This is a genomic window from Paraburkholderia sp. 31.1, assembly GCF_014397645.1.
In the GTDB taxonomy this organism is placed as follows: Bacteria; Pseudomonadota; Gammaproteobacteria; order Burkholderiales; family Burkholderiaceae; genus Paraburkholderia; species Paraburkholderia tuberum.
Genome location: NZ_VZQN01000006.1, coordinates 1 through 25,217 on the forward strand (window position 1 = coordinate 1; position 25,217 = coordinate 25,217).

Annotated in this window: 21 protein-coding genes and 1 pseudogene; 6 read left to right on the forward strand and 16 right to left on the reverse strand. The window is 64.9% G+C overall.

Annotated elements, in window-relative coordinates; translation table 11 throughout:
• On the forward strand, window positions 1–686 hold a 686-nt coding region (locus tag F6X37_RS05260; RefSeq protein WP_187610559.1), incomplete at its 5' end, for a transposase.
• Between the two features lie 16 nt (window positions 687–702).
• On the opposite strand, the gene F6X37_RS05265 is transcribed toward F6X37_RS05260, so the two are convergent.
• Window positions 703–1,881: a porin gene (locus F6X37_RS05265; protein ID WP_187610560.1), complete on the reverse strand. Its 1,179-nt coding sequence runs from the start codon at window positions 1,879–1,881 to the stop codon at window positions 703–705.
• 366 nt (window positions 1,882–2,247) lie between these two features.
• Here F6X37_RS05265 and F6X37_RS05270 point away from each other — a divergent pair, with 366 nt between their 5' ends.
• On the forward strand, window positions 2,248–3,756 hold the full coding sequence (locus F6X37_RS05270) for an MFS transporter (RefSeq protein ID WP_187610683.1): 1,509 nt from the start codon (window positions 2,248–2,250) through the stop codon (window positions 3,754–3,756).
• 136 nt (window positions 3,757–3,892) lie between these two features.
• On the opposite strand, the gene gudD is transcribed toward F6X37_RS05270, so the two are convergent.
• Entirely contained in the window at window positions 3,893–5,242 is a 1,350-nt protein-coding gene (gudD, locus tag F6X37_RS05275; RefSeq protein ID WP_187610561.1) for a glucarate dehydratase, read from the reverse strand.
• 130 nt (window positions 5,243–5,372) lie between these two features.
• A complete protein-coding gene (locus F6X37_RS05280) occupies window positions 5,373–6,704 on the reverse strand; it encodes an MFS transporter (RefSeq protein ID WP_187610562.1) in 1,332 nt (443 codons plus the stop codon).
• 350 nt (window positions 6,705–7,054) lie between these two features.
• On the opposite strand from F6X37_RS05280, the gene F6X37_RS05285 reads away from it, so the two are divergent.
• On the forward strand, window positions 7,055–7,765 hold the full coding sequence (locus tag F6X37_RS05285) for a FadR/GntR family transcriptional regulator (protein WP_090807481.1): 711 nt from the start codon (window positions 7,055–7,057) through the stop codon (window positions 7,763–7,765).
• A gap of 55 nt (window positions 7,766–7,820) precedes the next feature.
• On the opposite strand, the gene F6X37_RS05290 is transcribed toward F6X37_RS05285, so the two are convergent.
• Genes F6X37_RS05290 through F6X37_RS05300 form a run of 3 tightly spaced genes read right to left on the reverse strand, consistent with a single transcriptional unit; the run spans window position 7,821 to window position 10,816 of the window.
• The gene (locus tag F6X37_RS05290; RefSeq protein ID WP_184061648.1) at window positions 7,821–8,126 is read right to left on the reverse strand and encodes a hypothetical protein; all 306 of its coding nucleotides are present in this window, start codon (window positions 8,124–8,126) and stop codon (window positions 7,821–7,823) included.
• A gap of 1 nt (window position 8,127) precedes the next feature.
• On the reverse strand, window positions 8,128–9,486 hold the full coding sequence (locus F6X37_RS05295) for an acyclic terpene utilization AtuA family protein (protein WP_187610563.1): 1,359 nt from the start codon (window positions 9,484–9,486) through the stop codon (window positions 8,128–8,130).
• A gap of 25 nt (window positions 9,487–9,511) precedes the next feature.
• Entirely contained in the window at window positions 9,512–10,816 is a 1,305-nt protein-coding gene (locus F6X37_RS05300; RefSeq protein ID WP_187610564.1) for a CitMHS family transporter, read from the reverse strand.
• Window positions 10,817–10,914: 98 nt separating this feature from the next.
• On the opposite strand from F6X37_RS05300, the gene F6X37_RS05305 reads away from it, so the two are divergent.
• Together F6X37_RS05305 and F6X37_RS05310 are read left to right on the forward strand one after the other, a co-directional pair.
• Window positions 10,915–11,811, forward strand: coding sequence for a LysR family transcriptional regulator (locus F6X37_RS05305; protein WP_187610565.1), 897 nt, complete (start codon window positions 10,915–10,917; stop codon window positions 11,809–11,811).
• Window positions 11,812–12,172: 361 nt separating this feature from the next.
• Window positions 12,173–12,400 (forward strand): hypothetical protein, encoded by a 228-nt coding sequence (locus F6X37_RS05310; RefSeq protein WP_187610566.1) that lies wholly within the window; start codon window positions 12,173–12,175, stop codon window positions 12,398–12,400.
• 190 nt (window positions 12,401–12,590) lie between these two features.
• Here the strand turns inward: F6X37_RS05310 and F6X37_RS05315 are convergent, their stop codons facing one another.
• The 10 genes and pseudogenes from F6X37_RS05315 to F6X37_RS05360 all read right to left on the reverse strand — a co-directional run bounded on the left by F6X37_RS05315 (window position 12,591) and on the right by F6X37_RS05360 (window position 24,076).
• The gene (locus F6X37_RS05315; protein WP_187610567.1) at window positions 12,591–14,819 is read right to left on the reverse strand and encodes an NADP-dependent isocitrate dehydrogenase; all 2,229 of its coding nucleotides are present in this window, start codon (window positions 14,817–14,819) and stop codon (window positions 12,591–12,593) included.
• Between the two features lie 466 nt (window positions 14,820–15,285).
• Window positions 15,286–15,636 carry a type II toxin-antitoxin system ChpB family toxin gene (locus F6X37_RS05320; protein ID WP_187610568.1) on the reverse strand — a complete coding sequence of 117 codons (351 nt, stop codon included), beginning with the start codon at window positions 15,634–15,636 and terminating at the stop codon, window positions 15,286–15,288.
• Window positions 15,630–15,881 (reverse strand): AbrB/MazE/SpoVT family DNA-binding domain-containing protein, encoded by a 252-nt coding sequence (locus F6X37_RS05325; RefSeq protein WP_184073637.1) that lies wholly within the window; start codon window positions 15,879–15,881, stop codon window positions 15,630–15,632. The genes F6X37_RS05320 and F6X37_RS05325 overlap by 7 nt, the downstream gene beginning before the upstream one ends.
• Before the next feature lie 190 nt (window positions 15,882–16,071).
• Window positions 16,072–16,956: an alpha/beta fold hydrolase gene (locus F6X37_RS05330; RefSeq protein WP_187610569.1), complete on the reverse strand. Its 885-nt coding sequence runs from the start codon at window positions 16,954–16,956 to the stop codon at window positions 16,072–16,074.
• Window positions 16,957–17,037: 81 nt separating this feature from the next.
• Window positions 17,038–18,301, reverse strand: a pseudogene (mhpT, locus tag F6X37_RS05335) (3-(3-hydroxy-phenyl)propionate transporter MhpT).
• Window positions 18,302–18,402: 101 nt separating this feature from the next.
• Window positions 18,403–19,434 (reverse strand): 4-hydroxy-2-oxovalerate aldolase, encoded by a 1,032-nt coding sequence (gene dmpG, locus F6X37_RS05340; protein WP_187610570.1) that lies wholly within the window; start codon window positions 19,432–19,434, stop codon window positions 18,403–18,405.
• A gap of 13 nt (window positions 19,435–19,447) precedes the next feature.
• Window positions 19,448–20,398, reverse strand: a complete 951-nt coding sequence (locus tag F6X37_RS05345; RefSeq protein ID WP_187610571.1) for an acetaldehyde dehydrogenase (acetylating) — start codon at window positions 20,396–20,398, stop codon at window positions 19,448–19,450.
• Between the two features lie 35 nt (window positions 20,399–20,433).
• Window positions 20,434–21,243 carry a 2-keto-4-pentenoate hydratase gene (locus F6X37_RS05350; protein ID WP_187610572.1) on the reverse strand — a complete coding sequence of 270 codons (810 nt, stop codon included), beginning with the start codon at window positions 21,241–21,243 and terminating at the stop codon, window positions 20,434–20,436.
• A gap of 18 nt (window positions 21,244–21,261) precedes the next feature.
• Window positions 21,262–22,212 carry a 3-carboxyethylcatechol 2,3-dioxygenase gene (locus F6X37_RS05355; RefSeq protein WP_187610573.1) on the reverse strand — a complete coding sequence of 317 codons (951 nt, stop codon included), beginning with the start codon at window positions 22,210–22,212 and terminating at the stop codon, window positions 21,262–21,264.
• Between the two features lies 1 nt (window position 22,213).
• The gene (locus tag F6X37_RS05360; protein ID WP_187610574.1) at window positions 22,214–24,076 is read right to left on the reverse strand and encodes a bifunctional 3-(3-hydroxy-phenyl)propionate/3-hydroxycinnamic acid hydroxylase; all 1,863 of its coding nucleotides are present in this window, start codon (window positions 24,074–24,076) and stop codon (window positions 22,214–22,216) included.
• A gap of 220 nt (window positions 24,077–24,296) precedes the next feature.
• Between F6X37_RS05360 and F6X37_RS05365 the strand changes: the two genes are divergently transcribed.
• Window positions 24,297–25,136 (forward strand): DNA-binding transcriptional regulator, encoded by an 840-nt coding sequence (locus F6X37_RS05365; RefSeq protein WP_187610575.1) that lies wholly within the window; start codon window positions 24,297–24,299, stop codon window positions 25,134–25,136.
• Window positions 25,137–25,217 lie beyond the last annotated feature (81 nt).

The following is a 25,217-nucleotide window of genomic DNA, read 5'->3' on the forward strand; positions in this document are numbered from 1 at the left end:
CAATGATCGCCGCCGGGGTGGACGTCGTGATGGAACAGCATGGGGCACGCCGCACCGACTTTCGGCGAGGCCGGTCCCTGGGCACGCGCGATCACATTGTGACGTGGCCCAAACCCCGGCAGCGTCCCGACTGGATGACGCATGAGCAGTACCAGGCCTTCCCCGATGAACTGATGGTGCGCGAGTCCAGGCTGCATCACCGGGTGCTGGTCACCACGATGCTTGATGCACGCAAGACCAGCAAACAGGACCTCTCGCAGTTGTACGCCAGGCGCTGGAACGTGGAACTGGATCTACGTAACATCAAGACGACGATGGGCATGGATGTGCTGCATTGCCAGACTGCCCACATGAACGAAAAGGAGATCTGGGTCCATCTGCTGGCCTACAACGTGATTCGGCTGCTGATGGCTCAGGCCGCCAGTCACCATGCCACTGACCCGAGAACACTGAGTTTCAAACACACGGTGCAGTTATGGACTGAATGGCTGGCCAGAGGTCTGACGGCAACTCACAACCAGAGTCTCCTGTTCAACCTGATCACGCAGTCTTGCGTTGGGAGTCGCCCCGGTCGCATCGAACCACGAATGCGCAAACGAAGACCGAAGTCCTACCCATGGCTGAAAGAGCCTCGTCACATCGCACGTGAGCGCGTCCAAAAATATGGGCACGCTCCACGGGCTTAAGTAAGTGCCATTCGCGCTAGAACCGCTCTATCACACCGAATTGGACGCCCGCGACCGGCGCGCCCGGATAGGCAACGGGCAGCCCGGTCACGTTGACGCCGCGCAGCGTGAAGCGCGAGTCGTCGTGATTCGCGAGATAGGCGGCGCTGAAATACAGCAGCAGCGTCGGCGACATGCTGTATTCGAATGCCGCGCTGAACTGGTCCGCGCTGCCGCCAGGCGTCGTGTAGTCGCGCACGTGCGCATAGCCGAGCGAGGCACGCGCATTGGTCGAAAAACTGTACTGCGCCGACAGCGAGCCGCCCGCGCCGTGATAGACCGGTGTGCCGCCATCGCCGTTGAAAAAGGACAGCCACACGCGCAGCTTGCCGAAGGCGTAGTTCGCGCCGCCGAGGTTCGCGCGCAGCGCGCCGGCACCGTGCGTCTGCTGGCGCGCGTACAGCAGATGCAGGTGGTCGAGCCGATACGACGCGCTCACGTAATAACCGTCGATGCCGTTGCCGTCGGCCTCGGACGGATCGCGCATCGCCATCATCAGCGTCGCACTGAAGCCGGCAATGCGCGGCGACAGATACGCAACCGCGTTGTTCGCATACGGCGTGATCTTCGACAGATTGTTGAGCCCCGAGGCGATCGTGCCGGCGCCGAACGCGTCGAGATCGCCCTTGAACGGGATATAGATCGGCGAATACTGACGGCCGACGCGCAGTTCGCCCCAGCTGCCGCTCGCGCCGATCCATGCCTGACGATTGAAGATCGAGCCGGGCACCTGCAAGCTGCCGTCGGTCGAGCTGAAGCCGTTTTCGAGCGTGAACACGATCGCGTTGCCGCCCCCGAGCGGCTCCGCGCCATGCAGCCCGACCCGCGAGCCGCGATACGCGCCGGAGTCCATGCGCGCGACCCAGCCCGAACCGGGGTCGGTGATTTCGACGCTCGTATCGATCACGCCATACAGCGAGACGAAGCCGGGGTTGATTCCTGAGGCGGCGCCCGTGCCGGTATCGATGTCGGTGTCGGTGACGGCGGCTGCGCCGTGCGCATAGAGCAGAAGCGCGCCACCTCCCCAAGCCGCTCTCACGCCGACGCTGATCGTCAAGGCTTCGCGGACTGTGTTCAGCAGGCAAGCCATGGCGTGACGCAGGATGAGTTCCTCCTCGAACACATCGATCGGATATTCCGCGAGCGAACTTACCACGTTCGGGCGAACCCGTGCGCACCGTCCAGTACGCTCGCGCACATCCCTACGATGCAAGCGCGCGCCAGCGTCCGCGACTGGAGGACGGCGATGCAGGAGTCGCCGCGGCCCGTGTGCGGCGCCGTGCCCGGGGCACCACCTTTTTCCCGCGCCGTGTGGTATTTCGCGCGACGAATTCTTTTGACCAGGGGAAACCCGTATAATCCTCAAGACGTCAGACAACTTGCGTACAATCGCCGGCAGCCTGACCGCGATCCGCCGTGCAGCGTCCACCCCGAACCGCCTTCTGCCCGATCCGTGAATTCCACCGCCCCCGCCAGTTCCGCCGCCGCCCCCGCCCTGCCGTTTCGCCACGCGCTTTACGCGATGCTCGGCATCGGCCTCGTCAACATGCTGGTCGCGCTCGACCAGACCGTCGTCAGCACCGCGCTGCCGTCGATCGTCGCCGAGCTGCACGGCTTCGAATATTTTGCGTGGATCGCAAGCGCGTACCTGCTCGCCTCGGTCGTCACGGTGCCGGTGTTCGGGCGGCTCGGCGACTACTTCGGCCGCAAGCGCTTCGTGATCGCCGCGGTGATCACGTTCACGGTCGCGTCCGTGTTGTGCGGCCTCGCCAACAGCATGCTGTTTCTCGCGATCGCGCGCGGACTGCAAGGCATTGGCGGCGGCATGATGGTCGGCACCGCGTTCGCGTCGATTCCCGATCTGTTCCCCGACCCGCGCACCCGCGTGCGCTGGCAGGTCGTGCTGGCCGCGGCCTACGGCATCGGCACGGCGGCCGGCCCGTCGCTCGGCGGCTGGATGAGCGAGCACCTCGGCTGGCGCTCGACGTTTCTCGTCAATCTGCCGGTGGGCGCGGCGGCGCTCTATTTCATCTGGATGCATCTGCCGAATTTCCGGCGGCCGCATGACGGCGAAGTAAAGATCGACTGGCTCGGCGCGGGGCTCGTCGCGGGCGTGCTCGGCGGCTTGCAGGCGTTTATCGAAGCGGTGCCGAAGCACGGCCTCACCGTGGGCAATCTCGTGCTCGGCGCGTGCGTGATCGCCGGCGCGATCGCACTCTTCAGGTGCGAAAAGCGCGCCACGCATCCGATCGTTCCTCTCGATCTGTTCAAGGACGCGCAACTCGTCACGCTATTCACGCTCGGCATGCTGTCCGGGTTCGTGATGTTCTCGCTGATCTTCTTCGCGCCTTTGCTGCTGCAAGGCGGCTTCGGTCTCTCACCGCAGCAGGCCGGCCTGCTCGCGACGCCGATCGCCGCGTGCATCGCGCTCGGCAGTGTGGTGAACACGCGCATCGTGATTCACATGAAGAAGCCCACGCGCATTCTGACGATCGGTTTCGCGCTGCTGATGTTCGCGTCGATCGCGCTCGCGTTCGCCAATCCGGACACGCCGCACTGGCGCATCGTGCTGCCGATGGGCGCGGTCGGCATCGGCCTCGGCTTCATCCTGAACAACCTGAACGTGTTCGGCCAGGAGATCGCCGGACGCGAGCGCTTCGGCATCACGACCGCGCTATTGCAATCGACGCGCATGGTCGGGGGCATGCTCGGCACCAGCATCGTCGCGACTGTCGTGCAGCATCACTATCGCAATGTCGTCACGCGCACCATGAGCGTGCTCGGAGAGCCGGCCTCATCGCAATGGCGGCCGCGTTTCGTCGATCTGCGCATCCTGATCGACGACGCGTCGCGCACACAGTTGATCGCGGATATGAAGGCCTCGGGACTCAATACGCTCGCGCTGATCGATAGCGCACGCGACGCGCTCGTGCAGTCGATTCATATCGGTGTGTGGCTGACGGCGGTGGCATCGCTCGCGGCCGCGCTGCTGGTGCAGCGGATTTCGCATGTGGTGTTTCGCAAGAGCTGACAAGTGGCCCGATGATGGCCGCCGACATCCGCGGTGCGGCTATCTCGCACCGTGCAATGCAAAAGGAAACAAAAAAGCCTGGTGAACCGCATCTTTCGTGCAGCCCGCCAGGCTTTTTGATTGAGTTAAATCGTCCTTAACGCACGAGACACGGCCGCTTGTTGTCGAACTTCCAGTTCGGAATCAGATATTGCATGGCAATGCCGTCGTCGCGCGCGCCGAGGCCGTGCTGCTGATACATCGCGTGCGCCTTCTCGAGCGCATCCATATCGAGTTCGATGCCGAGCCCCGGCTTCTGCGGCACCTTGACCTTACCGCCGACGATCTGCAGCGGATCGTGCGTCAGGAACTGACCATCCTGCCAGATCCAGTGCGTATCGATCGCGGTGATCTTGCCCGGCGCCGCGGCCGCGACGTGCGTGAACATCGCGAGCGAAATGTCGAAGTGGTTGTTCGAATGCGAACCCCACGTGAGGCCCCAGTCGTTGCACATCTGCGCGACGCGCACCGAGCCCTGCATGGTCCAGAAATGCGGATCGGCGAGCGGAATATCGACCGATTGCAGCTGGATGGCGTGACCCATCTGACGCCAGTCGGTCGCGATCATGTTGGTCGCCGTCGGCAGGCCGGTCGCGCGACGGAACTCGGCCATCACTTCGCGGCCCGAATAGCCGTTCTCCGCGCCGCATGGATCTTCCGCGTAGGCGAGAACGTCGTGCTTGTCACGGCACAAGCGCACCGCTTCCGCGAGCGACCATGCGCCGTTCGGGTCGAGCGTCACGCGCGCTTCGGGGAAGCGCTCGGCGAGTGCCGTGACCGCTTCGATCTCGGCGTCGCCTGGCAGCACGCCGCCCTTCAGCTTGAAGTCGTTGAAGCCATAGCGCGCCTTCGCGGCCTCGGCAAGACGCACGACCGTCTCCGGCGTCAGCGCTTTCTCGGTGCGCACGCGCTCCCAGTCGTCACGCGCGCCGGCGTTGTTCGCGTACGGCAGATCGGTCTTGTTGCGATCGCCGATATAGAACAGGTAGCCGAGCATTTCCACTTCGTCGCGCTGCTGGCCTTCGCCGAGCAGTGCCGCGACCGGCACGCCGAGATGCTGCCCGAGCAGGTCGAGCAGCGCGGCTTCGAGCGCGGTCACCGCGTGAATCGTCGTGCGCAGGTCGAAGGTCTGCAGGCCACGCCCCCCAGCGTCGCGATCGGCGAACTGCGTGCGCACCTTGTTCAGGATCGCCTGCAGATTGCCGATCGACTGACCGACCACGAACGGCCGCGCGTCGTCGATCGTCTTGCGGATGTTCTCGCCGCCCGGCACTTCGCCCACGCCGGTATGGCCCGCGCTGTCGCGCAGAATCACGATGTTGCGCGTGAAGAACGGACCATGCGCGCCGCTCAGATTCATCAGCATGCTGTCGCGACCGGCGACGGGCACGACGCGCAGTTCGGTGACGACCGGCGTGGCGTTCGATTCGGTAGGTTTGGTGGACATGGGAAAAGCACCTGTGTGATGAAGTAGGCCGGCCGGCGGAAGCCGCCGCGCGCTGCGTGCGTGTTCGACCGGACCGGATGAGAACTCGAATACAGAAAAATCGACGGCCGCATACGAGCCGTCAGTGTAGTCAATGCGTGTTGCCGTGCAACGAATCGGGCAACGGTTCGCGATTGCCGGGCTTGTTGCGCGTCAGGAAGCCGGCCGCCGCCGCGAGCAGCGACGCGACGCCGAGACCGTACAACCCGCCCGTGATCGAGCCCGTGTGTTGCTGCAGATAGCCGAAGGTGGCCGGCGCGAAGAAGCCGCCGAGGTTGCCGAGCGAATTGATCAGCGCGAGCACGCCGGCGGCGACGCGCGCATCGAGGTAGCCCTGCGGAATCGGCCAGAACAGCGACGACGCCGCCTTGAAGCCGATCGCCGAGAAGCAGATTGCGACGAACGAGAACACCGGGTTGCCCGACGTCGACGCGAACAGACCGACCGCCGCGATGACGAGCGCGACCGCGAGCCAGCCCTGCTGATGTCGCCACTTCGCCGATACGACCGCGAAGCCGTACATCGCGACCATCGAGATCAGCCACGGAATCGCGTTGAACATGCCGACCTCGAAGTCGGAAAGGCCGCCCATCTTGCGGATGATGGTCGGCAGCCAGAAAGTGGCCGCGTAGATGGTCAGTTGGATCGCGAAGTACAGGAAGCAGAACAGCGCGATTTGCGGGTCCTTCAGCAGCTTCACCGTCGGCAGATGCGCGCCGCCTTGCGCTTCGCGCTCGCCCTGTTCGGCCGCGATCGATTGTTCGAGCACACGCTGTTCTTCGGCCGTGAGCCAGTGCGCGTCGCGGATGCGCGACTTCAACAGCAACCAGCTGACGACGCACAGCGCGATCGAGAACGCGCCTTCGATCAGGAACATCCACTGCCAGCCTTGCAGACCGAGGCCGCGAATCGACAGCAGCGAGCCGGTGATGGGACCGGACAGCACCGACGCGAGCGCCGAGCCCGACAGAAAGATCGCCATCGCCTTGCCGCGTTCCTTTTGCGGCAGCCACTGCGTGAAGTAAAAGACGACGCCGGGAAAGAAGCCCGCCTCGGCGACGCCGAGCAGGAACCGCAGCACGTAAAACGACGTGTCGTTCCAGACGAACGCCATTGCGCCCGCCACCAGCCCCCACGTGCCCATGATGCGCGTGAGCCAGGCGCGCGCGCCGAACTTCTGCATCAGCACGTTCGACGGCACTTCGAACAGCGCGTAGCCGATGAAGAACAGCCCGCTGCCGAGCCCGTAGGCGGCCGCGCCGATGCCGAGATCGGCCTTCATGTGCGCGTTGACGAAGCCGATGTTCACGCGGTCGATATAGTTCGCGATGAACATGATCAGGAAAAGCGGCAACACGTTGCGCTTCACCTTCGCGACCGCCGATTCCAGCGGGTCGAGCGCGGTGGTCAGAACTGATGTCAAGTTGTGTCTCCCTGTCGGCCACGAGGCCCGGTGGAACGCAGCGCGGCGCACCCGGTGGGTGCAAGACCCTGCTCTACGCCTGATATGTTGTCTGACGACAGTCTACCGCGTTACTTTTGTCAAATCCAATGGGGTGTTTACCCTGTGGTTCCAGCGTGATCGCCTCGAAACAACGGCAGCTTCAAAGGTTCAGAGCCCTGTTGACCAACCCGGAATCCGCCTCGAACTAAGACGTCTGATGTCTCCAATTTGCAGACTGTCGTCAGCAGCCCATGCGTTTGCGCCGAACCCGGCAGAATCGAGTACAGTCCTGTGCGATACTTTGCAGGATCAGTCAACCAGCCACAAAAATGAGCAGCCTAACTGAAAAGGTGGTGGCCACCCTTTCCGATGAGATTCGCCGCGGGGCGCTGAGGCCAGGCGACCGCATCCCCACCGAAGTCGCGATGATGAAGCAGCTGTCCGTGAGCCGCTCCGTGGTCCGCGAGGCGATTTCGCGTCTGCAGGCAGAGAGGATCGTCGAGACGCGCCATGGCATTGGCACGTTCGTGCTCGCGCCCGCCGCCGAAAAGCCGATGCAGCTTCCCGCCGCCGATCTCACCAGCATGCTCGACGTGATGGCGATCATCGAGTTCCGGATCGACGTCGAAGCGGCCGCGGCCGCGCTCGCGGCATCGCGGCGCACCGAGCGGAACCTGAAGCAGATCCGCACTGCGCTCGATCGATTCGAGTCGGAGCTCGAGCGCGGCAGCACCGACACGCTCGCACACGACATCGAGTTCCATTTGCAGATCGCGCGCGCGAGCGGCAACCGCTATTTCTTCGACGTGCTGAGCCAGCTCGGCCGCTCGGTCAGCCCGCGCACCCGGCTCGGTTCGGCGGAGATCGCGGAGCTAGACCATATCGAGGTGTTGCGCAGCGTGCTCGGCGAGCATCTGATGATCTATCGCGCGATCGAGCGTCAGGATGCCGACGACGCGCGCGCCGCGATGCGCATGCATCTGAGCAACAGCCGCGAGCGACTGCGCCGCGCGCATGACCTGACGAAGGCTGGCGTGTGATCACATGCGGGGCTGAGCGGCCGCCCCGCAACACGACACGCCGCCGGCAATGCCCTCACTGCCCCACGTCGAGATCCATTAACGCCGAGCTCAGCGATTTGCCATGCGCGTCGAGCGCGAGCGAACGCGTAACGCCGCCGCCGAGCGCGTCGCCGAGCACGAAGTTGAATGCGGCAAGGCCCGGCAACTCATGGCGCACCACCTCGCCGCGCACCACATCGCGCAGATGCGTCTTGACGCGCTCGGGCGTCAGCACATCGCGCAACCGCTCGTAATGCAGCGCGTCGTAGCAGATCACCGAGATATTGAGCGTATTGCCCTTGTCGCCGGTGCGCGAGTGGGCCAGTTCTCGTAGTTTCATCTCAAGCCTCCATCAGCGAGAAAGCCGGCGCCGCATACTCGCGCGGCAGCAGCACCGATTGCACCGCGACCACCTCGCGCGCCGCCTTCGTCACGCCGCCGCCGCCCGCCGGTCCGTTCGTGTACAGCGTCTCGACCTCGTTGCCGATGCGCAGCGCCTGCGCGAACGACGCCGTGCGTCCCGCCACCCGGGCGCGCACTTCGTACGGCTCGCCATGACCGGCCGCCACCGCGTCACCATGCAGTGCGTTCACGCCGATCAGATCGAAGCGCAACTCGCGCGTCTGCACGCCGCTCAGCGCGAGACGCTCGCGCACGATATCGAGCGCGAGCCGCGCCCGCGCAAGCGCGCCGGGTCCGCCGTACGAAATCTGCCCCTCGCCGATATAGCCGTCGAAATACGCAACCGACACTTTCAACGTCGCGGTGCGCTCCGTGCCGCCACCGCCGGTGACGCGCACACGGTCCACGGCTTCCTGCTCGACGCGCACCTGCGAGAAATCGGCGACCACGTCGGGCTGCAGATAACGACGCGGATCGTGGATCTCGTAGAGCAACTGCTCCTTGCAGGTCGCCTCGGTCACGAGCCCGCCACTTTGCGCGAGCTTCGTGATCACCACTGAACCGTCCCGCGCAACTTCGGCGATCGGAAAGCCGAGCCGCGCGAGATTCGGCACGTCCTTGAAACCGGGGTCCGCGAAATAGCCGCCGGTGATCTGCCCCGCGCATTCGAGCAGATGGCCGATTACCGTCGCCTGGCCGAGCATCGGCCAGTCGTCCATGCGCCAGCCGAATTCGTGGATCAGCGGCGCGACGAACAGCGACGGATCAGCGGCGCGCCCGGTCAGCACGATCTGCGCGCCGGCCGCGAGCGCCTCGACGATGCCGCTCGCGCCGAGGTACGCATTGGCCGATATCAGCCGGTCCGCGTACGCGGCCACCGCCTCGCCCGATTCGACGAAATGGAAGTCGCCCGCGCGCACGACGTCGAGCACGTCGTCGCCGGTGACTGCGGCAATCCTCAGGCCGCCGAGACCCAACTCGCGCGCGATCTGCGCGGTCCGGCGCGCTGCCGCGAGCGGATTGGCCGCGCCCATGTTCGACACGATACGCACGCCGTTGCGCGCCGCGACGGGCAGCACCGCGCGCATGCGCGCTTCGAGCAGCGGGTCGTAGCCGAGTTCCGGGTCCTTGCTGCGCGCCTGCTGCGCGATCGCGATCGTGCGTTCGGCGAGGCATTCGAACACGAGATAGTCGAGCTGGCCGTGTTCCGCGAGTTCGAGCGCGGGTTCGATGCGGTCGCCCGAATAGCCCGCGCCCGCGCCGATGCGCACGACGCGTCGAGGTTCAGTGGCTGTCATGGTGCTCCCGTTCCTTCAGTGAAGCTCACAGTGGAAAGATCCCGAGCACGACGCACGCGATCGTCATCACGACCGACGCGCCGAACAGCAGGGGAAACGTGAATCGTTGATGATCGGCCAGATCGATACCGCACAGCCCGACCACGAGGAACGTCGCGGGCGTGAGCGGACTGACCGGAAAACCGGTGGTCATTTGTCCAAGCAACGCGGCCTGACCGACGTGCACCGCGGGCACCCCGAGCTGGCCGGCCACTTCGGCGATCACCGGCAGTACACCGAAATAAAACGAATCGGGATCGAACAGCATGCTGAGCGGCATCGACAGCAGGCCGAGCACGATCGGAATATGACTCGCCATCGCCGGCGGCACGAAGCCGACGGCCGCCTGCGCCATCGCCTTCAGCATGCCGCTGCCCTGCATCACGCCGGTGAACACGCCGGCCGCGAGCAGGATGCCGGCCATCATCAGCGCGGCGCGCGCATGCGCGTCGATCCGTTTGCGCTGCATGTCCACATTCGGATAGTTGACCATCAATGCGATGCACAGGCCCACCATGAACATGATCGCCGGCGGAATCTTCTCGCCCATCACGACCATCGTGCCGAGCACGACGAGCGTCAGCACGATGTTGAACCAGAAGTTTCGCGGGCGGCGCAGCGCCTGTTGTTCCGGCGTCAGTTCGCGTTGGGGCATCGGCACGGAACCGCTCGCAGCGTTGAGACCGAGGCGCTTTTCCTCGCGCCGCCCGAGCCAGTACGCCATCGAGAACACAAATACGAGGCCGATCGCCTGCACCGGAATAAGCGGATTGAACAACGCCGAGATCGGCAGATGCAGCGACGCGGACGCGCGAATCATCGGCCCCGTCCATGGCAGGAAATTGATGCCGGCCGCCATCGATACCGCCGCGGCGAGCACGCGCCGGTCCATCTTCAGGCGGTCGTAGAGCGGCAGCATCGCCGGAATGGTGACGAGGAAGCAGACGGCGCCGGAGCCGTCGAGGTGGATCAGCAGCGCGAGCAGCGTGGTGCCCATCACGATGCGCGTGGGCCGTGTGCCGACCGCGCGCAGGATGCGCTCGATGATCGGGTCGAGCGTACCGGCGTCGGTGATCGTGCCGAAGTACAGGATCGCGAAGACGAACATGCAGACGACGGGCGCGAGGCTCTTGAGGCCATCGACGACGAACTTGCTCGTCTGCAAGCCGAAGCCGCCGAGCAGCGAGGCCGCGAGCGGCACGATGATCAGCGCGACGAGCGGCGACATGCGTTTGGACAGGATCGCGCCGAGCAGCACGACGATGGTAGCCAGCCCCAGCAATGGCAGCATGAGCTTGTCTCCAGGTTGTTTTTTAGTGTGATCGAGCGTAAGTTCGGGGCAGCAATAAAGCAATTGAAATGAATTGATTGCAGCAATCACAAATCATCATGGATCTGAATCTCCGGGACATCCGCGCGTTTATCGCGGTCGCGCAAACGGGCAGCTTCACGCGTGCGGCCGCGCGGCTGCATCTGTCGCAACCGGCGTTGACGGTGCAGATTCGCCGGCTCGAGGAAACGGTCGGCCTGCGCCTGTTCGATCGCAACAGCCGCAACGTCGCCCTGACGCCGACCGGCCGCGAGCTGCTGCCCGTGCTGCAGAAATCGCTGCACGACATGGAGCACGTGCTGCTCGATGCGCGCGCGCTCGGCGAAGGCGGGAGCGGCACGGTGCGCATCGCGTGTCTGCCGACCTTCGCGGCGAGCGTACTGCCCGAGCTCGTGCAGGCGCTGAGAAAAGCCGTGCCGCGCGTCGGCTTCGAGGTGCGCGATGTCGTCGCGAGCATGGTCAACACGTTGGTGCGCAACGAGGAAGCCGATATCGGGCTGACGGGCGGCGAGCTGAACGACAGCGGGCTCGAGGTACTGCATGCGGGCATCGACCGGCTCGTCGCCGTGCTGCCGAAGCAGCACGCGCTCGCGCGGCGGCGCCGGCCCGTCACGCTCGCCGATCTCGCCAGCGAGCCGCTCGTGCTGACCGCGCAGGGCACGAGCGTGCGAGCGGTCGTCGACAGCGCGTTCGCCGACGCGCAATGTGAGCCGCGCATCGCCTGCGAACCGACCTACATGATGAGCGCGGTCGCGATGGCGCGCGCCGGGCTCGGCATCACGATCCTGCCGGCGTCGGCGCGCGAGGTGCGCGCGGAGCCCGAGCTGGTCGCGCGACCGATCGACGAAGCCGCGTTCACGCGGCGCATCGCGCTGATCAAAAAGCGCGGCCGAACCTTGCCGCCGGTGACCGAGACCTTCGTCGCGATGCTGATCGAACGGCTCGGCGCGTCATAGGGTCGCACAGCGTCGTTTTGCGCGTCGCGCGCAGCCCCTAATTTTCACGATACGAAACGATGCCGCGCGTCGTAAAAAATCATGTTGCGGGGCACAAAGCGGCCATTTCACGATGCCCGGCGGCGTTGCACATCGCAAAACGGATCGCACAAGCCTTTGTTTTTACACGGATATTTTTAATATAAAGACCGGTTCGACGCCCAATTGCCCGCCGATTCGCTGACGTAGACTCTTTCACAAGAGCACGCGCTTCACGCAGTCGGATTCGAGGGGCCTCACGACACGGCCACCCAAATCCCGCAGATTGCGAAGAAGCCGTCACGAATCGCGGCTTTTTTTATTGGCAACTGGGAGACTAAAAATGAAAGGCTTTCGCTTTGGTTCGACGCAGGGAGCGTTCTACATTCTGCCGGGTCAGGACGGCTGGGAAGCCACCTACGGCAACGAAACGCTCGGAGAATTCCCGAGCCCGCAACAGGCCGCCGACGACCTCGCGCGCGGTCTGAGCTGCGAGCATCTGTCGGAGCTCGACACGTCGACGCTCGAAATTCCGGAGAAGCTCGCCGATTGGGAAATCGTTCACGTATAAGGACCGGTATGACCGACGGCGACGTAGCAGTGACAGTAGAAACGACAATGGCGCCCGAAGGCGCCATTGTCGTATTTGCGATCCTGCTTGCGGCTTTGTCCGCGGTTGTGCTGCGCGTGCTTACCGTGCGGCTTTCGGGGCCAGCGCAGGTGCGGCCGCGGCGCTTACCGCATCAGTCGCCCGCGCGAACTCAAGCCACCGAATCGACGATTGCGTTCAGCGTCGCGCTCGGGCGCATCGCCTTGCTAGTCAGCTCGACGTTCGGGCGGTAGTAGCCGCCGATATCCGCCGGCTTGCCCTGCGCCGCGCCGAGTTCCGCGACGATCTTCGCCTCGTTGTCGGCCATCGCCTTCGCGACGCCGGCGAACTGCGCCTGCAGCGCGGCATCGTCGGTTTGCGCGGCCAGTGCTTCGGCCCAGTACATCGCGAGGTAGAAGTGGCTGCCGCGATTGTCGATACCGCCGACCTTGCGCGCCGGCGACTTGTCGTTGTCGAGGAACTTGCCGGTCGCCTGATCGAGCGTCTTCGCAAGAATCTGCGCCTTCGGGTTGTGATACGCGGTGCCCAGATGCTCGAGCGATGCCGCCAGCGCGAGGAATTCACCGAGCGAATCCCAGCGCAGGAAGCCTTCCTCGACCAGCTGCTGCACGTGCTTCGGCGCCGAACCGCCCGCGCCGGTTTCGAACATGCCCCCACCCGCCATCAGCGGAACGATCGACAGCATCTTCGCGCTGGTGCCCAGTTCCATGATCGGGAACAGGTCGGTCAGGTAGTCGCGCAGCACGTTGCCGGTGACCGAGATCGTGTCCTTGCCGGCGCGGATGCGCTCGACCGAGAACTTCGTCGCTTCGACCGGCGTCATCACGCGGATGTCGAGACCGTTCGTGTCGTGATCCTTCAGGTACTGCTCGACCTTCCTGATGATCTGCGCATCGTGCGCGCGCGCCGCGTCGAGCCAGAATACGGCCGGCGTGTTGGAAGCGCGGGCGCGGTTCACCGCGAGTTTGACCCAGTCGCGGACCGGCGCGTCCTTGGTCTGGCACATACGGAAGATGTCGCCCTGTTCCACCGGCTGCTCGAGCAGCACCGCGCCGGCTTCGTCGGTGACGCGGACCACGCCGTTCGCCGGGATCTGGAACGTCTTGTCGTGTGAACCGTATTCTTCGGCGGCTTGTGCCATCAGCCCGACGTTCGGCACCGTACCCATCGTGACCGGGTCGAACGCACCGTGCTTCTTGCAGTCTTCGATCACCGCCTGGTACACACCGGCGTAGCAACGGTCCGGAATCACCGCCTTCGCGTCGTGCAGCGCGCCATCGGCGCCCCACATCTTGCCCGACTCGCGGATCATCGCCGGCATCGATGCATCGACGATCACGTCGCTCGGCACGTGCAGGCTCGTGATGCCCTTGTCCGAGTTGACCATCGCGAGCGGCGGACGCTGTTCGTACTGCGCCTTGATGTCGGCTTCGATCGCCGCGGCCGTCTCAGCCGGCAGATCCTTCAGACGCGCGTACAGGTCGCCGATACCGTTGTTCGGGTTGAAGCCGACCTTGGCCAGCGCTTCCGCATGCTTCGCGAGCACGTCCTTGTAGAACACCGACACCACGTGACCGAAGATGATCGGGTCCGAGACCTTCATCATCGTGGCCTTCAGGTGCACCGAGAACAGCACGCCGTTCGCCTTCGCCTCGGCGATCTGCGCTTCGATGAAGCTGCGCAGCGCGTTCTTGCTCAGCACCGACGCGTCGATGATTTCGCCTGCCTGCACCGGCGTCTTCGCCTTCAGGACCGTGATCGTGCCGTCGGCGGCGGCCAGTTCGATCTTCACGCTACCGGCCTGGGCGACCAGCGCCGACTTCTCGCTGCCGTAGAAATCGCCATCGCTCATGTGCGAGACGTGCGACTTCGAGTCCGCGCGCCATGCGCCCATCTTGTGCGGATGCTTGCGCGCGTAGTTCTTCACCGACAACGGCGCGCGGCGGTCCGAATTGCCTTCGCGCAGCACCGGGTTCACCGCGCTGCCCTTGATCTTGTCGTAGCGGGCCTTGACGTCCTTCTCGGCGTCGGTCGTCGCGACGTCCGGGTACGACGGCAGCTTATAGCCCTGGTCGCGCAGCTCGGCGATCGAGGCCTTCAACTGCGGCACCGACGCGCTGATGTTCGGCAGCTTGATGATGTTCGCTTCCGGGCGCATGGTGAGTCTACCGAGCTCCGCCAGATCGTCGGAAGCCTTCTGCTCCGCGCTCAGGTAGTCCGGAAATGCGGCAATGATCCGGCCGGCGAGCGAGATGTCGCGCGTTTCGACGAGCACGTCGGACGAGCGCGTGAACGCCTTGACGATCGGCAGCAGCGAGTACGTCGCCAGTGCGGGCGCTTCGTCGGTCAGGGTGTAGATGATCTTCGGCGGTGTGGACATGATTAATGCTTTGCTAGGAAGTGATAGACAGAGCGTTGGCAGTCGAAGCCAGCGCAAACCGTGACGCGACGGCTGACGGCGTCAGTTCGGCACGACGCAACCCCGCGACCTTCGTTTTGCGATACGACCGAGAGTATATGCGCGTTTTCCACTAAATGTGACTAGACAAACAGGTCGCGAGACCCTACCCAAACGGGTCGATCCAGGACTGGCAAGGGTTTGCCGCCGATTACCCCGGTCTTAAGACAGATATCTTATAGATGACTTGAGGAATATTATTTTGGATGAATGCGAATTGGTCGCATTGACGAGCCGCAAATGCCGCCACCGAGCCGTGACTGCTGCCCTCCAGCGGACGACGCCGCGGGTAGTGATGGGCGGGTGCCGAAGAGTGTGACTCGGATGCCGGCGGCGCAGTGATGGGGTCGCTCGCCGCGGATTGGTTTAGTTCGTATCGTCTTTCCCGTCATTCCAGAATCGTTTGAAGTCGGGCGAGCGCGTCCTCGACTACCTCGGCCGGAGCGCGCTCGACTTTGCGTGCGCCGCGGGCCTCGAGGTCCAGAGTGCGCACCATATTCACCAGAGCCACCCCCTGAGTCTCTGTTCCCGAACCCGAGAGCGGTACCGCGAATCCAGCGTATCGAGCGAACTCTCCCCCCTGCGTGATCGGCGCAACGAGCGCGACCCCAAGAGCATTGAATGCGGCAGGCGACAAAACCAGCGCGGGACGGAAATCGCCTTGCCGCTCCTTGCCAAGCGTCGGATTCAGGCTCACGCGCACGATATCGCCGCGCTCGAACTTGATGCGCCTTACCATGCTTCGCGCCCCGCCGGCTTGACTTCACTCCAGACGTCGAGATCGGCTGGCGGTGGCGCCTTCGGATCGCACTGCGCGACGAGTTCATCCAGTGAATACTTGCGACGCGCAGGCGTAAGCAACACCCCCTCGGGGCGCACGTCCGCGTTCAGCGAGCTGCCCACCGACGCATGAATTTGCTCCAACAACACGGCCGGCAACCGTACCGCAGCGCTGTTGCCCCACTTCTGAATCTTGAGTTCCATATCCCAGCTCCAAATGTATATCCATTGTAGATACTCACAGCGAAAACAGCAAGTCGCCCGTATCTACATTGACTCTACATTTGGACCTTGAAATCGCCTGTTAGTCGGCGAAGAAAAGAACCCAAACCTAAACGAGGCAACCAGCCCGCCGCCGCAACGACGCACCAGTCGCCCACAACGACAACCCTGCTTAATGCCCGCGTCCCAGGAACTCCCCCACCATCCGGTTGAACTTGTCCGCATGCTCCCACTGCGCCCAATGCCCGCAGCGGCCGAACACATGCAGATCGGCGTTCGGCATCCCGGCAACGAGCCGCAGGCCGATGTCCATCGGCACGAAACGATCGTCGCGGCCCCAGATCACGAGCGTCGGCGCGGTTACTTCGCCAAGGCGCGGCCCGTAGTCGTTGAACTGCTTCGGATTCGCGGCGAGGCTCGCGACGAAGTTCTCGAGGTGATCGCGGCGCGCCAGCATGTTCGCGAGGCGCGCTTGCATCAGGTCTTCGGTCAACGCCTTCGTGTCGAACACGAAGACGCTCATCATGCGCTGCAGGTTCTCGATGGTCGGGTTGCGGTACAGCCCTTGCAGCAGCTTGATGCCTTCGGTCGGCATCGGCACGAACTGGCTCGGGCCGCCGGTGCCGCCGCCCATCAGCACGAGCTTGCCGACGCGTTGCGGCTCGGCGAGCGCGAACGCGACCGCGCTATGTCCACCCATCGAGTTGCCGATGATATGCGCGCGTTCGATATCGAGCGCATCGAGCAGCGCCTTCAGGCAGCGCGCGTTCAGTTCCGAGCGCGAGCCCTTGCAGACGATCGGGTCGCTCTTGCCCCAACCGAGGCAGTCCATCAGGATCACGCGATAGCCCGCCGCGACGAGCGGCTCGACGTTCCGATTGAAGTTGGCCCAGCCGGTCGCGCCCGGTCCCGAGCCGTGCAGCATCACGACCGTTTTCGCACCCTGCCCCACGTCGTTGTAGTGGAGCTGCATCTCGCGGCCGTCTTCGGTGATGCGGACGAATCGGCTGGTCGCTTCCTCGGTGATCGCCGCTGCTTGCGTGTTGGTGTTGCTCATGTCGAATTCCTTTGTTTCACGGATTAAGTGACCGCGAGTCGCCGTTGACGGCGGACCCGCGCGGTATTTCGGGCTGCCAAGCTATTGCGCGGCCACCGGGGTATAACGAAGTGTCGAGCGATTCACGACGAGCCACGCGCCAATCGCGGCGACCGCGATCAGCGGAATGCTCGCGCCGAGCAGCACGCTCGCACCCTGACCGATCGCGAGCAGTTGCCCCCGCGATCAACGGTCCGAGGATCGAGCCGAGACGGCCCACCGCCACGGCCGCGCCGACGCCGGTGCCACGCACTTCGGTCGGGTACAGGCTGCTTGCCAGCGCATACAACACCGACTGGCCGCCGACCAGGAACAGCCCCGCGAGCAGACCGCCCCACGCCATCGACGTGCCGCCATTCGCGTTCAGCAACGCGCCAAGCGCAACGACGATGCCGACATACATGCCCGCGACCGTGCGGCGCCGGCCCATCCGGTCCATCATGCCGGCGATCACGATCGCGCCGATGCCGCCGCCGATGTTGAACATCATCTGTACGACACCGGACTGCACGCGCGTCAGACCGCGCGTCAAGACGAGCGACGGCAGCCAGTTGATCAGGAAATACAGCACGATCAGCGTGCCGAGATAGCTGATCCACAACGCGATCGTCGTGCCCGCGCGCCCTTCCTGCCACAGCGCGTGCGTCACGCTCGCCGACGCATCGCGTCGCGCGCCTTTGGTTGCACGCGCCGCGACGAACTGCGCCGACTCGCGCAGGAACAGCGCAAGCAGCGGCAGCACCAGCAACGGCCCGAAGCCGCCGACGTAGAAGATATGCCGCCAGCCCGCGTCGCCCGGGCTGATGATGCCGACCACCGCCGCGAGCGCCGCGCCGAACGGCATGCCGCAATACATGGCGCCGACCGCGGTGTTGCGCTGATGGGGCGGCGCCGCTTCCGAGCACAGCGCGATCAGATTCGGCATCGCTGCGCCAAGACCGAGGCCGGTCAGAAAGCGTGCGGCGAGCAGGCTGTTCAGGTCCCACACCTGCGCGGTCGCGAGCGAGAAGATGCCGAATAGCGCGACCGACCACATCAGCACGCGCTTGCGCCCGAGCCGGTCGGCGAGACGTCCGCCGATCGCGGCTCCTGGCAGCAGCCCGAACGCGCCGATGCTGAACGCCCAGCCCATCTGCGCGACCGCGAGATGAAATTCACGCGCCATGCGCGGTGCCGCGAGGCCGGTCGATTGCAGGTCCACGCCTTCGAGCAGCGCGACGATCAGGCAGAGCCCGATCGTCAGCGCGCCGCCGGCAAGAGTTTTTGTCGACTGTGTTGTTTGCGTTGCTTGCGTTGACTGCCGCATAAAAGTCTCCAATGTTGAGTCAGCGTCGCTCTTGCGGCGACCTTGCTGGATGAAATGAACGCTGCGCGCGCGGCATGCGGCGCCGTCGCGCAGCGTCCGGGTCATGAAGCCACAGCGTCGGTTGCGTGCGCGCGCTTCAGATCCAGTGCGACGTCGACGATCATGTCTTCCTGGCCGCCGACCATGCGGCGTTTGCCCAGCTCGACGAGAATGTCCACGGTCTTCAGGCCGTATTTCTTCGCGGCCACTTCCGAGTGGCGCAGGAAGCTCGAATACACCCCCGCATAGCCGAGCGCGAGCGTTTCGCGATCGACGCGCACCGGCCGGTCCTGCAGCGGACGCACGATGTCGTCGGCGGCGTCCATCAGCGTGTAGAGGTCGGTGCCGTGATTCCAGCCCATGCGCTCGGCCGCCGCGATGAACACTTCGAGCGGCGCGTTGCCCGCGCCGGCGCCCATGCCCGCGAGCGATGCATCGATACGGTCGCAGCCCTCTTCGACCGCGACCATCGAGTTGGCCACCCCCAGCGACAGGTTGTGGTGCGCGTGCATGCCCGTCTGCGTTTCGGGTTTCAGCACCGCCTTCACCGCGCGGAAGCGGTCGCGCACGTCGTTCATCGTCAGCGCGCCGCCCGAGTCGACCACATAGATGCAGGTCGCGCCGTAGCTCTCCATCTTCTTCGCTTCGATGGCGAGGTTCTCCGGCGTAGTCATGTGGCTCATCATCAGGAAGCCGACGGTGTCCATGCCGAGTTCGCGCGCGTATTCGATGTGTTGCTTCGAGATATCGGCTTCGGTGCAATGCGTGGCGACGCGCACCACGCGAGCGCCCGCGTTGTAGGCGGCCTTCAGATCGTGGATCGTGCCAATGCCAGGCAGCAGCAGGGTCGCGATCTGAGCGTGCTCGACCACGTCAGCCACCGCTTCGATCCATTCGAGGTCGCTGTGCGCGCCGAAGCCGTAGTTGAAGCTCGAACCCTGCAGGCCATCGCCGTGGGCAACTTCGATGCTGTCCACCTTTGCGCGGTCCAATGCGCGTGCGATGTCCTGCACGTTCTGGATCGAGTACTGGTGACGAATGGCGTGGCTGCCGTCGCGCAGCGTCACGTCGGAGATATACAGTTTCTTGTCCATGCGGGAAGTCTCCTTAAGCCTCTGATGCCTGCACGAGCGCCTGCGCCATGCGCTCCGCGGTCGCGAGCGCGGCCGAAGTCATGATGTCGAGATTGCCCGCATACGCAGGCAGATAGTGCGCGGCGCCTTCCACCTCGATGAAGACCGAGGTCTTCAGACCGCTGAACTTGCCGAGGCCCGGAATGTTCAGCGGCGCGCTCGCGCTGATTTCGTCGAACTGCACCTTCTGCTTCAGGCGATAGCCCGGCACGTACGCCTGCACCGCGGCGGCCATCTGCTCGATCGACTGCTCGACCTTGTCGAGGTCGGCCAGCTCCGACAGCGTATAGACCGTGTCGCGCATCATCACCGGCGGCTCGGCCGGGTTGAGCACGATGATCGCCTTGCCCTTCGCGGCGCCGCCGACCACTTCGATCGCCTTCGACGTGGTCTCGGTGAATTCATCGATGTTCGCGCGCGTGCCTGGGCCCGCTGACTTGCTGCTGATCGACGCGACGATCTCCGCGTAATGCACCTTCGCGACGCGCGACACGGCCGCGACCATCGGAATGGTCGCCTGTCCGCCGCACGTGACCATGTTCACGTTCGGCGCGTCGAGATGCGTGTCCAGATTGACGACCGGCACGCAGTACGGGCCGATCGCCGCCGGCGTCAGATCGATCACGCGAATCGAGGGCTTCAGCTTTCGCAACAGCGCATCGTTCTTGACGTGTGCGCCGGCCGAGGTCGCGTCGAACACGAAGTCGATGTCGTTGAACACGGGTAGACGAGTCAGACCTTCGACACCATCATGCGTGGTCGCGACGCCAAGCCGCGCGGCGCGCGCGAGGCCGTCGGAGTTCGGATCGATGCCGACCATCGCCGCGACTTCGAGATGCTTGCCGTGACGCAGGATCTTGATCATCAGATCGGTGCCGATGTTGCCGGAGCCGACGATCGCGGCCTTCAGTTTTTCGCTTGCCATATGGGTTCCCAATCGTGTGCTTGCGCGTGCATGCTTTATGCGGAAAAAGTCGCGCGGACGTTGCCGAGACCTTCGATCTGCGCGCAGTAGGTGCCCGGCTCCTTGACGGCGACCATCGTGCCCAAAGCGCCTGTCATCAGCACGTCGCCGGCACGCAGCGGCGTGCCGAGCCGGACCATGCGATCCGCGAGCCAGGCGGCGGCATTCAGCGGATTGCCGAGACACGCGGCACCATTGCCGCGCGACAGGACTTCCGCATCCTTCGATAGCGTCATTGCGCAGGCCGCGAGATCGATATCGCGCAGCAGGACCGGCCGGCTGCCGAGCACGAAGCGCGCGCTCGACGCGTTGTCCGCGACGGTATCGACGAAACGGATGTTCCAGCCTTCGATGCGGCTGTCCACCACTTCGATCGCCGCGATCGCATACGCGGTTGCGCGCATCAGATCGGCGTACGTGTGGCGCTCGTGCAGCAGATCGTGTTCGAGCACGAGCGCGATCTCCGCTTCGACCTTCGGCTGGATCAGCTCGTCCAGCGGAATCGGCTGGCCGTCGCCATACGCCATCGATGCGAACAGCGCGCCGAAGTCAGGCTGGTCGACACCGAGTTGACGCTGCACCGCCGGCGACGTGAGTCCGATCTTGCGGCCGACGACGCGCTCGCCCGCCGCGATGCGCGCGGCCACGTTGGCCTGCTGCACCGCGTACGCGAGCTCCTCGGCGTCGGCCGGGTTCGACAGGTCGACGAAACGCCGGTCGTCGCGCAACGGCGCGATGGTCGCGCGCGTACGTTCCGATTCGCGCAGGCGCAGGGCGAGCGCGTCTATATTGCTTTGAGTGGTCATAGCGGGTTCCTGATTCGGTTAGACGTGGGAAGTCACGGGTCGGGCATGCATCGCGCCGAAGCCCGCGATCCATTCGGGGATCGGACGGTAGTAATCGAGCGACGCGCGATACGGGCCGCTCGCGTTCAGTGCGCCGAACGCGGCGATCCACGTGCGGATTTCGTGCGCGGACTTGCCGGCCTCGCGCGTGATCGCGTGGTTGGTCAGACCGTCGAGCGCGGTGAGTTCGCCGTCTTCGAGCAGCTTCAGGAACGCGCGATCCCATTCCGGATTGAGCGGATGCAGACGGCTGTCGCCCGCGGCGAACGCGCGCGCCGCCGCGATCGTGCGCGCCTCCCGCGCCGCACGCGATTCGGCCGACGGATTGCGGCCCGCGATCAGACGCTCGGCGACTTCCTCGCTCGCGCCCGCGAGTTCCGGCACCGGCGGCTCGTGCGAGATGCCGCCCGAGCCGATCACGAGCACGCGTTGCTTCGAGCGTGCGAGCGCTCGACCCAACGCATCGCCGAGCAAACGCGCGCGGCGGCATGAAGCCATCGGCGCTGCCACCGAATTGATGAATACCGGCACGACCGGATATCGATCGAGGCCGCCCGTCAGAATCTCCAGCGCTTGCGCGCAACCGTGATCGACCTGCATGCGGTACGAGACGGCGACGTCGACGTCGCTCGCGAGCACCGCTTCGGCAAGGTCGAGCGCGGTATCGGCGGGCACCTCCAGCGGACCGGCGAGGCTCTTGAAGTCGCCGATCGCGCTCGCCGATGCGCCGATGCAAAACGGCGGCATCACGTCATAGAAGAAACCGTTGTAATGATCGGGCGCGAACACGACGACCAGTTCGGGATCGAACTCGACGACGCGCGCACGCGCTGCCGCATGCACGCGCTCGACTTCCGTGACGACTTCGGGCGCAGGATCGTAATAGCCGTGCAACGGCGTGTGCGATAGGCATTCGAGCAGCATCGGCATATCAGGCTCCGGCGGTTGCAGCGGTGGCGAAAGTGGCGACGGCATCGGGCGCGAACGCTGCTTCGTTGCGAGAACCGGCCACGTCGGCCCGCCCCGCCGCGTCGAGATGCAGCTGCTGCGCGAGTTCGACGACGAGTTGCGACACCTGCTGCGGCGAGCCCATGCCCGCGACGAAACGATCGGGACGCAACAGCACGACCGATTCCGGCACTCGCGTGAACCAGTCCTTCAGCCGCGTGTTCACATCGCCGATCGCGATGACGTCTTCTGGCACGTCGTCATGGAAAGACAGCTGCGTATCCGGCTTCGCGACCACGAAGCAGCCGCCGAGCCGCTGCCAGATCGCGCGCGCCTGCTCCGACAAACCGAAGGTCGGTTCCGCGCCCCAGCCGACGATCGCGAAGCGGTTGCCGAGCACATCGTCGAGTCGCACGACCTCGCCGCTCACCGTGCGCACGCGCGGTTGAATGAACATGCGGCCGACCGGCGAATGACAATGCGGGTCGCGTCCATACACGAGACGGCCGAGCCGCGACTCGCGCTTCTCGCTCATCAGACCGAGCAGGCGGCCCGGCGCCGAATGCCCCGAGCGTTCGAGCACGCGCGCGAGCCAGCCACGCTTGCGCGGCGTGCGCGCCAGCAATACGACGCCGCTTTCATAGCGTGGCATCGGCTTGAAACGCATTTCGACGAAGTAGCGCTTGACCGCCGGGAACCAGTTGAACGTACGCACGAACGCGTCGCGAAACTTGATGCCGAAGCGGCTCGTCGGCGCGAAGATGTCGCCCGCGACCTCAGAGAGGTGGATCATCGAGCGCGCATGCGAACGGCGCTCGGCGGTGTAGCTATCGAGCAGCGCATCGCCGGCGACCCCCTTGACCACCATCGCGAGTTTCCAGCCGAGGTTGCTCGCGTCGCGAATACCGCTGTTGTAGCCCTGGCCCTGCCACACCGGCATGATGTGCGCGGCGTCGCCGGCCAGCAGCACGCGCTTCACGCGGAAGCTGCTCGCGAGGCGCGCGTTGTGCGTATAGACGCGCTTGCGGATGTAGTCGACCTTCTCCGGCTCGGCGACGACCTTGCGGATCAGCGCGGCCATGTTCTCCGGCTTCGACAGCTCTTCCTCGGTCTCGCCGGGCATCACCATGAATTCGAAGCGGCGAATCCCGTGCGGCAGCGCGGCCGACACATACGGGCGCCGCGGATCGCAATGCATGTACACGTGCGGCGAGCCGATCGGGTCGTTGCGCACGTCGACGACGATCCACTGATTCGGTTTCGTGCGGCCCTCGAACGGCACGTCGAGGGTGCGGCGCACGAAGCTGTTGCCGCCGTCCGCACCGACCATGTATGACGCGCGGATCGTGCGGCGGCCGCTCTGCGCGTGTTGCGCTTCGATCGTGACGCCGCTGCCGTCCTGCGTGAACGAGTCGACCGTGTGGCCGAACAGCACCTCGACATGCGGGAAGCGTTGCAGGCCGTCGTACAACACGCGATCGGCCAGCGGCTGAATGAACGCGTTGCGGCGCGACCAGCCGAATTCGTCGGTGCGCGGCTCGATCGATGCGAAGCAGTGACCGTTGCTCGTGACGAAGCGCATCCAGTGATCGGGGGTCGTGTGCGGCAGCAATGCATCGGCGAGGCCGACGGACTGAAACACGCGCAGCGCTTCGTCATCGAGGCCGATTGCGCGCGGATAGTCGATGATCCCGTCGAGCTTTTCGATCAGCACGACGCGCACGCCCTGCAGGCCGAGATAGTTGCCGATCATCAAACCGACCGGGCCGGCGCCGATGATCGCGACGTCGGTGGTGACGGGTCCACTGTGGCCTTGCGCGGCCACCGGGTCGAGCGGTTGGGGCATGTTGTCTCCGTATGTCGACCAGAGTGACCGGGTCGAGATATTCACGGAGCGCGGCGGCGGGAACCGGCTGTCGCCATGGCGAAAAATCGCCTGCGGACAACAGCTTGCGTCTCCATGAAATCGTTGATTTGTTGGCAGTCTAGGACCGGCCACCTGCCCGCTCAACAAAATCTGGAAATTGTGCATAGAATGCACATAGTTGATTTGATTGAGGTTTCAAGTGAATAAATACACGAATGTGCGAGGTCTGTCGCGCGGCTTGCAGGTGCTGCAGGCGCTCAACTCGATGGACAGCGGCCGCGCGACGAGCCAGCAGATCAGCGAGCTGACCGGCCTGCATCGCACCACCGCGCGGCGGCTGCTCGAAACGTTGATGGAGGAAGGCTTCGTGCGGCGCAGCGCGTCGGACGACAGCTTCCGGCTCACGCTGAAGGTGCGCGCGCTGAGCGAAGGCTTCACCGACGACGAACGTATCGCGACGATCGCGCCGCCGGTGATGGGGCGTCTGCTGCAACGCGTCGCGTGGCCGTCCGATCTGACCACGCCCGACGGCGACGCGATGATCGTCCGCGAGACCACGCACCGCTTCAGTCCGCTATCGTTTCATCGCGCGATGGTCGGCCGCCGTTTGCCGATCCTGCTGACCGCGGCGGGTCGCGCGTATTTCGCGATGTGCCCCGACGAGGAGCGCGAGGACATTCTCGATCTGCTGCGCGCGGGCGCGGGAGGCGAGGAGCAGAAGGCGCTCGCGTCGAACGACGCGTTGGTCCGCAGCCTCGTGCGACGCGTGCGCGCGGATGGGTTTGGCTCGAATCACGGCGACTGGGCGGACCAGGGGAAGATCGGCGCGGTTGCCGTCGCGATCGTGTTCGAGGAACGCGTGCTCGCGAGCTTGAACGTGGTGTTTCTGTCGCGCGCGGTGTCGCTCGCGGAAGCGAAGCGGCGCTATGTGCCCGAGTTGCAGACGGCCGCGCGGGAAATGGTCGAGGAACTCGCGGCGCAGACCCGCGCGAGGAGCGGAGCGGACAAGACTCGTGCGGGACGTGAGCGGAAGTCGTGAGGTGGCATTCGCAAGCCGTTCCGCAACTCAGAATCGCGTGCGAATACCCGTCGTCAATTGCAACTGGTTCTTCGCGCCAAA